Origin of the sequence: Acinetobacter sp. WCHA55, from assembly GCF_002165305.2 — a bacterium.
Taxonomy (GTDB): Bacteria; Pseudomonadota; Gammaproteobacteria; order Pseudomonadales; family Moraxellaceae; genus Acinetobacter.
The window spans coordinates 1955282-1968017 of the sequence record NZ_CP032286.1 but is presented as its reverse complement, the minus strand read 5'-3'; the positions used below and the strand labels follow the sequence as shown (position 1 = coordinate 1968017).

At 39.7% G+C, this 12736-nt stretch carries 11 protein-coding genes; 8 read left to right on the top strand and 3 right to left on the bottom strand.

Going from position 1 to position 12736, the window contains the following annotated elements; translation table 11 throughout:
- Positions 1 to 29 precede the first annotated feature (29 nt).
- The 3 genes from CDG62_RS12330 to CDG62_RS12320 all read right to left on the bottom strand — a co-directional run bounded on the left by CDG62_RS12330 (position 30) and on the right by CDG62_RS12320 (position 4604).
- Positions 30 to 863, bottom strand: coding sequence for an energy transducer TonB (locus tag CDG62_RS12330; protein WP_087527893.1), 834 nt, complete (start codon positions 861 to 863; stop codon positions 30 to 32).
- 447 nt (positions 864 to 1310) lie between these two features.
- Positions 1311 to 1931 carry a glutathione S-transferase family protein gene (locus CDG62_RS12325; RefSeq protein WP_087527892.1) on the bottom strand — a complete coding sequence of 207 codons (621 nt, stop codon included), beginning with the start codon at positions 1929 to 1931 and terminating at the stop codon, positions 1311 to 1313.
- 135 nt (positions 1932 to 2066) lie between these two features.
- Complete coding sequence (locus tag CDG62_RS12320) at positions 2067 to 4604, bottom strand: TonB-dependent receptor plug domain-containing protein (RefSeq protein ID WP_087527891.1); 2538 nt, start codon at positions 4602 to 4604, stop codon at positions 2067 to 2069.
- A gap of 314 nt (positions 4605 to 4918) precedes the next feature.
- On the opposite strand from CDG62_RS12320, the gene CDG62_RS12315 reads away from it, so the two are divergent.
- From CDG62_RS12315 to CDG62_RS12280, 8 genes are read left to right on the top strand one after another with little or no spacing between them, the layout of a single operon-like run.
- Positions 4919 to 5923: an MsnO8 family LLM class oxidoreductase gene (locus CDG62_RS12315; RefSeq protein ID WP_087527890.1), complete on the top strand. Its 1005-nt coding sequence runs from the start codon at positions 4919 to 4921 to the stop codon at positions 5921 to 5923.
- A gap of 12 nt (positions 5924 to 5935) precedes the next feature.
- Positions 5936 to 7087 carry an amidohydrolase gene (locus CDG62_RS12310; RefSeq protein WP_087527889.1) on the top strand — a complete coding sequence of 384 codons (1152 nt, stop codon included), beginning with the start codon at positions 5936 to 5938 and terminating at the stop codon, positions 7085 to 7087.
- A 1-nt stretch (position 7088) separates the two neighbouring features.
- Positions 7089 to 8432, top strand: coding sequence for an LLM class flavin-dependent oxidoreductase (locus CDG62_RS12305; protein WP_087527888.1), 1344 nt, complete (start codon positions 7089 to 7091; stop codon positions 8430 to 8432).
- Positions 8419 to 9420: an ABC transporter substrate-binding protein gene (locus tag CDG62_RS12300; RefSeq protein ID WP_087527887.1), complete on the top strand. Its 1002-nt coding sequence runs from the start codon at positions 8419 to 8421 to the stop codon at positions 9418 to 9420. The genes CDG62_RS12305 and CDG62_RS12300 overlap by 14 nt, the downstream gene beginning before the upstream one ends.
- A 1-nt stretch (position 9421) precedes the next feature.
- On the top strand, positions 9422 to 10390 hold the full coding sequence (locus CDG62_RS12295) for an ABC transporter substrate-binding protein (RefSeq protein ID WP_087527886.1): 969 nt from the start codon (positions 9422 to 9424) through the stop codon (positions 10388 to 10390).
- 9 nt (positions 10391 to 10399) lie between these two features.
- Complete coding sequence (locus tag CDG62_RS12290; protein WP_087527885.1) at positions 10400 to 10948, top strand: GNAT family N-acetyltransferase; 549 nt, start codon at positions 10400 to 10402, stop codon at positions 10946 to 10948.
- Complete coding sequence (locus CDG62_RS12285; protein WP_087527884.1) at positions 10945 to 11862, top strand: amino acid ABC transporter permease; 918 nt, start codon at positions 10945 to 10947, stop codon at positions 11860 to 11862. Before CDG62_RS12290 ends, CDG62_RS12285 begins: the two co-directional genes overlap by 4 nt.
- The gene (locus CDG62_RS12280; protein ID WP_087527883.1) at positions 11852 to 12640 is read left to right on the top strand and encodes an amino acid ABC transporter ATP-binding protein; all 789 of its coding nucleotides are present in this window, start codon (positions 11852 to 11854) and stop codon (positions 12638 to 12640) included. Before CDG62_RS12285 ends, CDG62_RS12280 begins: the two co-directional genes overlap by 11 nt.
- Positions 12641 to 12736 lie beyond the last annotated feature (96 nt).

Here is a 12736-nt window from a genome sequence, read left to right as displayed (position 1 = left end):
CGAATTTTCCTAAGATAAAATTTTACAGTTTAATTGGGTAATTTGAAGTGAATCGGAACATCGACCCAGCCTTCTATCGGGGTATTGCCACGCATTGCAGGCGAGAATTTCCAACGCTTCACAGTTTTGACAGCAGCATCATCCAGTGCTTTTTTACCGCTGCTATTTTTCAGGTTGATTTCTAAAGGACTGCCTGTGGGTGAGACTTTCACACGTAACATCACAACGCCTTCCCAACCTCGGTCTAATGCCACTTCTGGGTATTCAGGGGCAGGATTACTCAAATAACCGGCATAACCTTTGGCTGCCGTGACGGGCAAGTTTTCTTGAGCAGGCTTACTCACAGCTTCAGCGACTTTTTGGGTCGGTGCGACATTTTCTGTGGGTTCAGCCTGTGGTATAGCTTGAGGCGTTGATTTAGCGACTGGTCTAGGTTGCTCAATTGGCTTTTGCTCGACAGGCTTCTGAATGGATTTTTCAACCGCAGGTTTTTGTACAGGTTGAGGCTTTGCTGAAACAGGAGGAATAATCGGTTTTTGTCTTTCCTGTTTAAGTTTGGGTTCAATCACCTTAGGCGGCTCTTCCTTGGGTTTTTCAATGACAACCTCGATTGGTTCAGGCTTTTTCACCACTAACGGCGGTGTTGGAAGATGCTCTGCAAGATAAAAAATGCTGTAATGCAATACCAGAACAGCACCAATTGCCCAAAAGATCTTATGGGTTTGAACGGGTTTTTCTGCTGCGATCGGACTTACCAAATGGGCAACAAATGGATCTGCAGCTGGAAATACATTGGACTGAACATTTTGAAGTTGTTCAAACAAAATTGCCTTTTTATAAGGACTTCGACTGACTTCACTCATATCAGTAAGGCACCATTCACTAAGATTTAATTTTCATTGCAGAATATTTTTTATTTCATAAATTAAATTGGTTTAATTTGAATAATAAAATATTCTTTCAATTTTAAGTTTCTTATTAATTCACAGGTGAGTGAATTAATTTGGTTAAATAAAACATTGAAAGCATAATGAGTGATTTTTGAAAAATATAGAAAGAATTTTTTTAGATTAGTATTTTTATAAAAAATGATAAAAGATAGATTTTTTTGTTTATTATAATAATTGAATATAATCTATTTTGTATTGAAGATATCTACTTATAAATTTGAAATTACGCAATGTCTTTTTTGGATCTCACTTAAATATATTTACTAAATAAATCTATTTAAGTGAAATAAGACTGTCCATATAGAACAGCCTTATTCTATTTAAAGCTAAAATTTTTAAAAATAGAGCAATAGTGCTTAACTAAAGAATATTAGCCACTTTTAAAAAGTGCTCACGTGCTCTAATGCGTTCAATCCATTCTTTTAAATATTTATGTTCATGCTGACGCTCGATAGCTAAATTAAACCAATGGTTAAGAGCTAAAGCCAAAGGAATATCGGCAACTCCAAAATGAGAACCAGACAAATAGGGCTGTTTAGCCAACTCAGCATTGGCAACATCTAAGATCTTTTCTAGTTTTTCTGCTGCGACTTTGACCGCAGCCAAATCTCTTTTGTCTTCAGACTGACGAACCAAATTAAAAAACACGACTCCAAATACAGGCAGTACAGTGGTGGTGTACCAGTCTATCCATTTTTCTGCGCTAAAGCGTAAATGCGGATCTTCAATCCAAAATAAGTTTTTTCCATAAACTTCAGTCAGATAACGTAAAATAGTATTCGATTCCCACAAAACTGTATCACCATCTTGAATAACAGGAATTAGACCATTGGGATTGAGTGCTAAAAACTCAGCAGTATCCGTCAGACCATACTGCTGTCCTGCAGGAATATGTTCAAATTGAAGTCCAAGTTCAGCTGCTAGCCAAAGTACTTTGTGGACATTTAAAGAGTTGGGTCTGCCCCAAATGGTAATGCTCATATATTTTCTCAAAAATTTTGAATGTGTATGAAGGTACTTTGGTGAAATTCAGTATTAAAATAATCTCTGATTTAGAAGCATCATAAAGACTTGAATAACATTGAAATTTCACCACAGCACTTAGTTTTAAATGTATTAAAAGCGGTAATTGACGCGTCCATAGTAATAACCACCGTAGAGACCAAAAGGTGAAAGTTGGGCATAGTAGTTTTCACCTAACCCATCGACAATATTGGATTTTTCAGGATAGGTATTAAATAAGTTATCGGCACCCAATGTTAATGAAAGGCTATCTGTAAGATGGTAGGTTGCATCTAAATCGACAATCCATTTAGCATCAAACGTTTGATCTGTAGCAGCTGTTTCACTGCGTGCGATATAACTACCATAGCGTGATAGGCGAGTATTTAAATCCAGTTTTGCATATTGCCAATTTGCAGCCAACGTGAATTTCGTTTTCGGATCTGCATCGGTGATCATGCCTTTGGTTCTGCGCGTAATCCGATCAATATTGATACCATCCAATTGACTTGGATTATCCGCGATCGCAGTAATATCTGTTTCATTCCAGTTGAAACCTAAGCTCCAGCGGATACGACCATATTTATCTAGTTGTTGAGTGTAGTCTGCAACAACATCGACACCATTGGTTTCTGTATCAAATAAGTTGGCATAGTAGGTGACATAGTTGACGTTGGAAAAACCATTTGCTGCCAAGATGTTATTAATGCCTGTTCCTGTAAGACCTGCTGTTGATGCAATACGATCTTTCAACTCAATACGATAAGCATCTACTGCAAAGTTGAGATTTTTTAACGGGCTATAAGTTAAACCTAGAGAAAAGTTAGTCGATTTGGTTGGATCGAGTGCTTCTGCACCGAGAGCTTGACCCAGCGCAGAGTCGGTACGTGCAGATTTACTGTACACATCAGAACGAACTCCATTATTTACAGTACTGACAATACCCGTACTTGCAAATCCTTGTTGATATAAGGATGGAGCAATAAAACCTGTACTTGCAGTACCGCGTATTGCTAGTTCGGGAGTAAATTCATAACGGCTATTAATCTTTCCATTGAAAGTATCTCCAGAGCTATCATCATAATGCTCAAAACGACCTGCTAAACCCACAAACCAGTTTTCGGTTACATCTAAGCCCAAGTCTAAATAGGCAGCAGTGTTAGTCCGGCTAATATCTGCTTCATCTTCAGGTAAGAGTACACGAGCACCAAATGTTCCAACTGTTGCAGGTGAACCTGCATTATCACCTGTAGGAATAATATAACCACCATTTTTATAAGCTAAAGGATCAGTGGCTTTAGAAGACCAACCTTCCTCTCGATAGTCTAACCCCCATGCAACACTTAATGGATTAGCTCCAAAACCTAATTCAAAAGTTTTTTTGAGATCTAGGTTACTCACCCACTGATATGCCTCATATCGTTGTAAACCAAATGAAGTTGGGCTAGAGGGTCCGAGTGATGGATTTAAGTTATTTTGGGTTGAGTGATCTTGGATGTTTTTTCCAAATGAACTACTGATATCCCATACCCAGCCCAAAACATTGTCACCTTTTAATCCCCAAACGCTTTGAACATCCGTTTCATTTAAAATGACATCTGGTGTAGTTCCATTGGGAAAGATTTCAACAATTCCCGATCTGGAATTAGGGCGACGATATGAAGCACCGGTCGATGCATCACGCCAGCCAGCTGTAGTATATGAGTATAAAGTAGCTGCATCATTCAAAGGTAATTCAGCATTAGCTGAAACATTTAATTGTTCTACGGAAGGCAATCCCAATTTATTTAAATTACGATCAACCGTTGCCTCTCGTGGGTCATCTTGACCATTTACTTTTGAATAGATATTACCTGTAACTTGACCTGCACGCGTTGTTGCATCTTGATTTTTTAAATCGATACCAAAATTTATAAACCCCTCTTTACCCAAAGGTGCTCCGGCATTGGCATTCAGTTGAAAAGTCTCACCGTTTCGACCAGTACCATCATAATGTTCACGACCACCATAGGTTGCACTAATATTGCCACCATGATCTGCAGACTTAAGCACAATGTTAATTACCCCTGCAATTGCATCAGAACCATATTGTGCGGCTGCACCATCACGTAATACTTCAACACGTGCAATAGCACCGACAGGGATTAAGTCTAGGTCAGCAGCTTGATATCCTTCACCAAATCCATATTTATTAATAGCTAATGCACCAACATGGCGTCGCTTACCATTAACTAGAACAAGCGTATGACCACCACCCAGACCACGTAAACCCGCTGAGCGAGCTACTGCACCATAACCATCAGGTTGACTAGGTACTGTTGCGACACTAAAGGAAGGAATCACTTTGGCTAAAATATCTCTTAACGCAAGTGTATTACCTTGTTTCAGTAATTGTTCTCCACTAATCACATCAACTGGAGCGGGGCTTTCTGTAATGGTTCGAATACCACCACGATTTCCAACGACTACAACGCTTTCTAATTGCTGCACATCTTCTTTTTCTGATGTCACCTTTGCATTTTGATTTATATCTTGTGCAAATATAGATCCCGTAACTCCACAAGTTAATGCAAAAATAATGGACTGTTGTAGGAGTGATATTTTAAAACTCTGTTTGGGTAACAGAGGATGTATTAACTTGGTTTGCAACATTTTTACTTTCCAAAAAATATTTAGGATGATTGGTTTTTTAATCAAAATTCTGATTAAGACTTAAACTCTGTGAGTCAATATATCGATTGTTTTTTTATTGTTAAATATTAAATAGTCATTTCAATATCAGTTTTGAATAAATATAATTTTTAGTTTTGTTGATATGTTTTTCACAATTTTAAATATAAGTAATATTATTTTATTAAATTTAATTTTTCACTTTTTAATATAACTTTAAGTTTATTTAATATTTAATATTTAATTTATAAATCTGTTTAATAAGCTCCAACGTTAAATCTTTTGGAAAATACACAATGGGGCTCAGTTATAAATTAAGCATACTGGATAAATGTCCAAAAGCTGAAGGTATCAGCACAGAACAAGCATTTAAAAATGCATTGCAAATTGCTCAAACAGCAGAAGCATTAGGTTTCTATCGTTATTGGGTCGCTGAGCACCATTCTACGGCTTTGTTATCTAGTCCATCACCTGAAATATTGATTGCATGGTTATTGGCACAGACTAAGACGATCCGTATTGGCTCTGGTGGAGTAATGTTACAACATTACAGTCCGTATAAAGTTGCTGAAAACTTTAATGTGCTCGCAAGCCTTGCTCATAATCGAGTTGACTTAGGCATTGGTAAAGCACCTGGTGGTTTTCCTGTTTCAACTCAAGCATTACAGCTTGGACTTGATCAATCACTTAAAGGTGACTTTAGTAAACAATTGCAATCTTTAGATCATTATTTGTACAGAAAGTTTGATCGAAATCAGCCGAATTTAGTGGTGGCGACTCCTACGCCAGCCCAAAGTGCTGAGAAATTTTTACTTGGGGCAAGTATTGAAAGTGCGAAATTAGCAGCAGATCTAGGATGGAATTTTGTTTTTGCAGCTCATTTGAATGGAGATAAAGCCTTACTTCAAGAAGCTTTACATACTTATTCAACCCATTCACGTGGGAAAAGTGCGATTATTGCTGCTCAAATTATTGTGGCAGATACAAGAGAGCAAGCAGAAGAACAAGCTTCAGGTCTATCTGTTTGGACACTGGAACTAGAAAATGGTCAACGTGTAAAAATCCCGAATGAACAAAGTGGACACGAATTTTCCAGACAAGCGCAATCTGCAATTAAATCCCTCAAAAAAGAACAACTTCATATTATTAAAGGTACGGTAGACGATATTCATCGACAGTTGCATGATTTACATCTGCAATATGGTATTCATGAATTTATTGTTGAGTCACCGTTATTAGATCATGAGGCTCGACTGAAATCTCTAACTTTACTCGCACAGCATGCTGTGCTGGCAGCATAGGTTGGAGATGTCATGTCAAACACTCAAACACTCGAACAACAATTAATGACATGGAGACAAGAATTACACCGTCATCCAGAATTATCTACTCAAGAATTTCAAACAACGAACAAACTCAAAAAGTGGTTAGCGGAATATGGTATTGAAGCCCAAACCTGGGGACTTAAAACTGGACTGATTGCCGATATTGGCACTGGTCATCCGATTGTCGCTATTCGGGCAGATATTGATGCTTTACCCATTCAAGAGGATATTCAGCAGGCTTTTCGTTCGACCCAAGACGGCGTAATGCATGCCTGCGGACATGATTTACATAGCTCATCTATTTTAGGTGCTGCAATTTTACTTAAAGCTCAAGAGTCTGAATTAAAAGGCACAGTGCGCGTAATTTTTCAGCCCGCTGAAGAAACATATAGTGGCGCTTATGAGGTCATAAATAGTGGCGCGTTAAAACAAGTATCCGCAATTTTTGGTTTCCATAATGTACCTGAGTTAGCTCTTGGAACTTTCGCAACACGTTCTGGTGCTTTCTATGCCAACGTTGACCGATTCCAAATTGTCATTAAAGGCAAGGGCGGACACGCAGGCCGCCCGCATGAAACCAAAGATCCAATCGTTGTCGCGGCACAGCTGATTAGTGCAGTGCAAACCATTGCCAGTCGCAGCATAAATAATTTGGATACCTGTGTGGTCAGTATCACCCAAGTGCATGCAGGCACCAGTTGGAACATCTTGCCAGAAGAAGCGCACTTGGAGGGCACGGTACGAACCCATTCTCCAGAGGTTCGCCTAGCCGTTGAACAAAAACTTAAACAAATTGCACAAGGGATTGCTCTTGCACATTCTGTTGAAATATCTGTGGCTTGGGACAATGGTCCTGCAGCATTAATCAACACATCCAAATGGGCTGAACTCAGTCAAAAAGTAGCGAAAGAACAAGGTTATGACGTGCAAGATGCACCGCTATATCTAATTGGAGAGGATTTCGGTGCTTATCTTGAACAAATCCCAGGTGCATTTGTCAGTATCGGGAGTGCCAGTCCATTTGGCCTACACCATCCGCAATATCAACCTAATGAATCATTAATTTTTCCAGCTGCTCAGTACTTTGCTGTTTTAGCAACGCAAGCACTCGAGTCTATTCATAAAAATGCAGAGGTTTAACATGAGTAATAATAAACAAATTCGACTTGGAACAATCTTACATGGTGCTAATGGCAATATGTCTGCTTGGCGACATCCTGAAGCGGTGGTCGATGCCAGCATTAACTTCGAGTTTGCCAAAAACGTAGCACTTCGGGCTGAACGGGCAAAATTTGATTTTGTCTTTGTGGCTGATGGTTTATATATCAATGAAAAATCGATTCCTCATTTTCTCAACCGTTTTGAACCCATTACTTTACTTTCGGCACTCTCCAGTGTAACTAAACATATAGGTTTAGTCGGTACAGTATCAACTTCTTACAGTGAGCCATTTACGATTGCCCGCCAGTTTGCCAGTCTCGATCATTTAAGTGGTGGTCGTGCTGGGTGGAATGTAGTCACTACACCACTAGAAGGGACTGCAAAAAATCATACCCGCAAGCAGCATCCTGAGCACAGCCAACGTTATGAAATTGCAGATGAATATTTACAAGTCGCTAAAGGGCTTTGGGACTCATGGGGTGAAGGTGCTTTTGTTCGTAATAAAGAAACAGGACAATTCTTTGAACGCAGTAAATTACATACCTTGAATCATAAAGGAAAACACTTTGAAGTGGCAGGGCCACTCAATGTAGAGCGTTCGCCACAAGACCGCCCGATTCTATTCCAAGCAGGGGCATCAGGTGCAGGTCGTGCATTAGCCGCGAAACATGCTGATGCGATTTTTACCCATCAAGCCTCTTTGGAAGAGGCACAAGCATTTTACTTAGATGTGAAACAGCAAGTGATTAAGAATGGTCGTGATGCAGATGATTTGCTTATTTTCCAAGGGATTGGGGTCTTGATTGGAGATTCTGCTGAAGACGTAGAGCGTCAATATCTTGAAACTGCTGCTTTGGTCACGATAGAGGACGCATTAAATTATTTAGGTCGTTTCTTTGAACACCATGATTTTTCTCAGTATGACCTCGATGCACCATTTCCTGAACTGGGTACACTTGGAGAAAATAGTTTCAAAAGTGGTACTGATGAAATTAAGCGTAAAGCTAAAGCAGAGAATTTAACCCTACGTCAGGTCGCACTGCAATCGGCTACACCCCGGCCACCTTTTGCTGGCACAGTTGAAGAAGTGGCTGATCAGCTTGAACAATGGGTGAAAGAAGATGCCGCAGATGGCTTTATTATTGCTGGCGCAACACCAACAACTTTAGACACTTTTGTTGAAAAGGTCGTGCCCTTATTACAACAGCGTGGTCTATACCGCACTGAATATCCTGGTACAACGTTACGCTCAAGTTTTGCTTTAAAACGACCTAAAAATCAATTTGAACAATCTGAAAAGGAAAACATTCATGCGGTTGAATAAAACACCTGTGACGATTGGTTTAGCACTACTGCTAGGTGTTTCTCTGGTTGGATGCAGTAAGGAACAGGCCTCAACACAAGCAGCTAGCACAGCAGGTGAGCCTTCACAAACAGAAGATAAAACAGATTTTTACAGCCAAGAACTTGCAAAATTAAAAGCGAATATGACACCTATTCATGTGGCGCAAAACGAGCAAGCTAGCCAAAAAATCCCAAAAGATTATAAATTTGTGAATGCAGGTTATTTTACCGTTGCCACGATTTCAGGTGCACCACCATTAAGTGTCTTGGGACCAGATAACCAAACTTATATTGGAACGGAAATTGATATTGCTCGTTTGATTGCAGACAGCTTGGGCTTGAAACTGAAACTGGTTCGTACTTCATGGGAAGATTGGCCTTTGGGTGTCCTCAGTGGCAAATATGATGCCGCTATTGCCAATGTTACCGTAACCAAAGAGCGTAAAGAGAAATTCGACTTTGCGACCTATCGGCAAGACGTATTGGCATTTTATGTCGCAGAGAAAAGTAAAGTTAAAGCCATCCAAGGTCCTGATGATATTTCAGGTTTAAAAGTGATTGTCGGCTCTGGTACTAATCAGGAAAAAGTACTGTTGGACTGGATTGAAGATAACAAAAAGAAAGGGCTGCCACCAGCGCAAGCACTTTATTACGATGATGGTGCATCCGCAAGTTTAGCACTCCAGTCGGGACGGGTTGATGCTTTATTTGGTCCTAACGTTGCTTATGCATGGCAAGCAGCAAATGGTGCAAAAATCCGTTTAGCGGGTACAGCGCTGGGTGGTGGAACTCATCCCGCTGAATTAGGGGTAACCCTAAAAAAAGGCAGTGGCTTAGTTGATGCAGTACAAACTGCTTTAAATGGAGTGATTCAAACAGGTGAGTATAAAAAAGTCTTAGCTCGTTGGGGGACGCAGGCAGAAGCGATTCAGCATTCTGCAATTAATCCTCCAGGCTTGGGAGACTAACATGTACAAAGTTCAGACTATCGCGTTATTTGGTCTGACCCTGGCGGCTTTAAGCCTCACAGCTTGCTTTAACAATGAGAGTGCAACTCATACACAAGAAAATCGGTTAAAAACTGATTTTTCTGAAAAAGAGCAACAGACCTTAAGAAATAACATGGTGGCTATTCATAGTACTAAAAATGAAGAGGCAATTGCTCAATTGCCTCAGGGTTTTAAGTTTGTAAATGAGGGTTATTTTACTGTTGCTGTGGGAACAAACAGTTTTCCACCTCTACATGTTCTGGCAGAAGATAACCAAACGCGTATTGGTAGTGAAATTGATATTGCACAGTTAATAGCTGACAGTTTAGGTCTAAAACTTCAAGTGATTCCAACTTCTTGGGAAAACTGGCCACTCGGTTTGGCATCGGGAAAATTCGATGCCGTACTTAGTAATATTGCTGTCACAGAACAGCGTAAACAGAAATACGACTTTGCGACCTATCGCCAAGACATGTTGACTTTTTATGTGACCAAAGACAGTAAAATTCAAGCGATTCAAACGCCAGATGATATCGCGGGACTCAAAATTGTGGTCGGTTCTGGCACCAATCAGGAACGGTTGCTGCTGAAATGGATTGAAAATAATCAGCAAAAAGGGCTGAAACCAGCACAACCCATTTATTTAGAAGATGGTGCAGCAGCAGCTTTGGCATTGCAGTCAGGTCGTGTCGATGCCTACCTCATTCCGAATGTGATGGGCGTATGGCAACAGGCGAATGGTGCAAATATTAAAGCAGTAGGCACTTTAGATGGGTCATGGTCTGTTGCAGTTGCCGTCAAAAAAGGAACTGGGCTAGTCAATGCCATTCAAACATCCATTAATGCAGTGATTGCAAATGGCAAATATACCCAAGCTTTGACACGTTGGAATTTACAAAATGAAGGAATTTCAAAATCAGTCATTAACCCACTGATTCAGGATAAATAAGAGGTCATTATGCAAGAAAAATTTATCCAAATGCCCGTTGATGTGCCCGAAGCACAACCTTTGCTTGATCAGTTATTCGCTGAATATGAAGAAATCTATGGTGATTTTTTTGCGCGTCAGGATGCACAAGTGATTGATGAGCGTAAAAAAGCAACACATCGGGAGCGCTATGAAGGTGCGGAGGACTTTTTACCGCCACATGGATTATTCGTTGTGCTTAAACGTGATGATGAAGTCATTGCAATGGGAGCGTACAAACGTTATGACGCAGAAACCGCAGAGCTGAAACGAATTTGGTCACATCGCGACTTACGTAAACAGGGATTGGCCGCAAAAATAGTTAAAGAACTTGAACGAAGTGCGCTTGCTGCGGGATATAGCAAAATCTTTCTCACCACAGGGTTTAAACAAATTCCAGCAGTGAAATTGTATTTGAGTCTAGGCTATGAACCGCAGTTTGAAGTTACGCCAGATTTTAATTTTGATCGATACATTGGTGCGCCTTTACACGGTGGACTTCCTTTTAGAAAGACTTTACTGCAAAAGGAGGTCGCATGAGTTTAGAACACTATAAAATCATTCCAGCACGTCATCCGCTACGCTACATTGGTGTCGCATTTTCGATATTAATAATTGCTGTGGTCGCAGAATCGATATTTTCTAATCCAAACTGGGGCTGGCCTGTCTTTAGACAGTGGTTCTTTAACCCTGCGATTCTACAGGGTTTGATGATGACGCTGAAACTGACATTTTGGTCAATCGTTTTCAGTCTAATTTTAGGAACCATTGTGGCGATGATGAGATTGTCATCATCTTGGCTAATTCGCTCACTGGCATGGGTGTATATCTGGATGTTCAGATCATTACCACTGCTATTGGTGTTGATTATTCTCTATAACTTTTCTTATTTATATGAATATATCAATGTTGGTATTCCTTTTACCGACACGGTCTTTGCCCAGTTTAAAACCATCAATGCACTGGACCAGTTCTCAACAGCTTTAGTCGGTTTGGTGATTGTTCAAAGTGCCTATACTGCCGAAGTTATCCGTGGTGGCATTTTGTCTGTAGATCATGGTCAATTCGAAGCCGCAGCTGCACTAGGTTTGTCATGGTGGCGCCGGACTACACGCATTATTCTACCGCAATCGATTCGCAGCATCATTCCAGCCATTATCAACGAATGTGTAGGTTTATCTAAAGGCACATCAATTGTCTATGTTTTGGCAATGCCTGAACTCTTTTATACAGTACAAATGATCTATAACCGTAACCAAGAAGTGATTCCATTATTGATGGTCGCTGCCGTTTGGTATGTCATTTTAACGAGCGTATTTTCTCTCGTGCAGTGGTATATCGAAAAAATACTGGCAAAAGGAGAACGTAAGTCAGCAATTAATAGTTTTGCCTTTTTTAAGAAAGCACAGCCACACACGACTCAAGCACGGATAGGAGCTAGCTATGATAATTAATCAATCAACATCTCCTGCAAATGGTCATATTCAAGTGAGCCATGTATTTAAAAACTATGCAGGACATCCTGCATTACACGATATTAGTCTTGATATTCCAGCTGGCTCAGTGACGGTAATTATTGGCCCATCTGGGTCGGGTAAATCTACTTTATTGCGTACGATAAATCATTTAGAACGTGTAGATGCTGGATTTATTCAAATTGATGATGAGTTTATAGGTTATCGTAAAAAAGGCGATAAACTCTACGAATTAAAAGAACGAGATATTTTAAAACAACGCAAATCTGTGGGTTATGTGTTTCAGAATTTTAATTTATTTCCCCATTTAAATGTTTTACAAAATATTATTGAAGCTCCTTTAGCACATAAAAAGCTTAGTAAAGATCAAGCAATTTTAAAAGCCAATCAACTATTAGGTTTAGTCGGACTTCGGGACAAAGTTGAAGCATGGCCCAAACAGCTTTCTGGTGGTCAGCAGCAACGGGTTGCGATTGCCAGAGCATTAGCTTTAGACCCCAAAGTGATTTTATTCGATGAACCAACATCAGCTTTAGACCCTGAACTAGTTGGAGAGGTTTTGAATGTAATCAAAAGCTTAGCTAAACTAGGAAAAACCATGGTGATTGTGACACATGAAATCGGTTTTGCCCGAGAAGTTGCTGACCATGTGGTATTTATGGATCAAGGAAGAATTGTTGAGCAAGGTTCTGTTCAACAAGTACTAGAGCATCCCCATGAAGAACGAACCAAAAATTTTCTGTCACGAGTTTTATAGTATTAAATATTATTTTTTCATTATAAATAACGTTAATTTAAATAGAAAATCGTTGATTAATAATCTAATCAACGATTTTTTTATAATTCTAACATT

Excerpts from the sequence above, each read along its gene's own strand:
- CDG62_RS12330 (WP_087527893.1), bottom strand. The coding sequence starts at position 863 with ATGAGTGAAGTCAGTCGAAGTCCTTATAAAAAGGCAATTTTGTTTGAA.
- CDG62_RS12325 (WP_087527892.1), bottom strand. The coding sequence starts at position 1,931 with ATGAGCATTACCATTTGGGGCAGACCCAACTCTTTAAATGTCCACAAA.
- CDG62_RS12320 (WP_087527891.1), bottom strand. The coding sequence starts at position 4,604 with ATGTTGCAAACCAAGTTAATACATCCTCTGTTACCCAAACAGAGTTTT.
- CDG62_RS12315 (WP_087527890.1), top strand. The coding sequence starts at position 4,919 with ATGGGGCTCAGTTATAAATTAAGCATACTGGATAAATGTCCAAAAGCT.
- CDG62_RS12310 (WP_087527889.1), top strand. The coding sequence starts at position 5,936 with ATGTCAAACACTCAAACACTCGAACAACAATTAATGACATGGAGACAA.
- CDG62_RS12305 (WP_087527888.1), top strand. The coding sequence starts at position 7,089 with ATGAGTAATAATAAACAAATTCGACTTGGAACAATCTTACATGGTGCT.
- CDG62_RS12300 (WP_087527887.1), top strand. The coding sequence starts at position 8,419 with ATGCGGTTGAATAAAACACCTGTGACGATTGGTTTAGCACTACTGCTA.
- CDG62_RS12295 (WP_087527886.1), top strand. The coding sequence starts at position 9,422 with ATGTACAAAGTTCAGACTATCGCGTTATTTGGTCTGACCCTGGCGGCT.
- CDG62_RS12290 (WP_087527885.1), top strand. The coding sequence starts at position 10,400 with ATGCAAGAAAAATTTATCCAAATGCCCGTTGATGTGCCCGAAGCACAA.
- CDG62_RS12285 (WP_087527884.1), top strand. The coding sequence starts at position 10,945 with ATGAGTTTAGAACACTATAAAATCATTCCAGCACGTCATCCGCTACGC.
- CDG62_RS12280 (WP_087527883.1), top strand. The coding sequence starts at position 11,852 with ATGATAATTAATCAATCAACATCTCCTGCAAATGGTCATATTCAAGTG.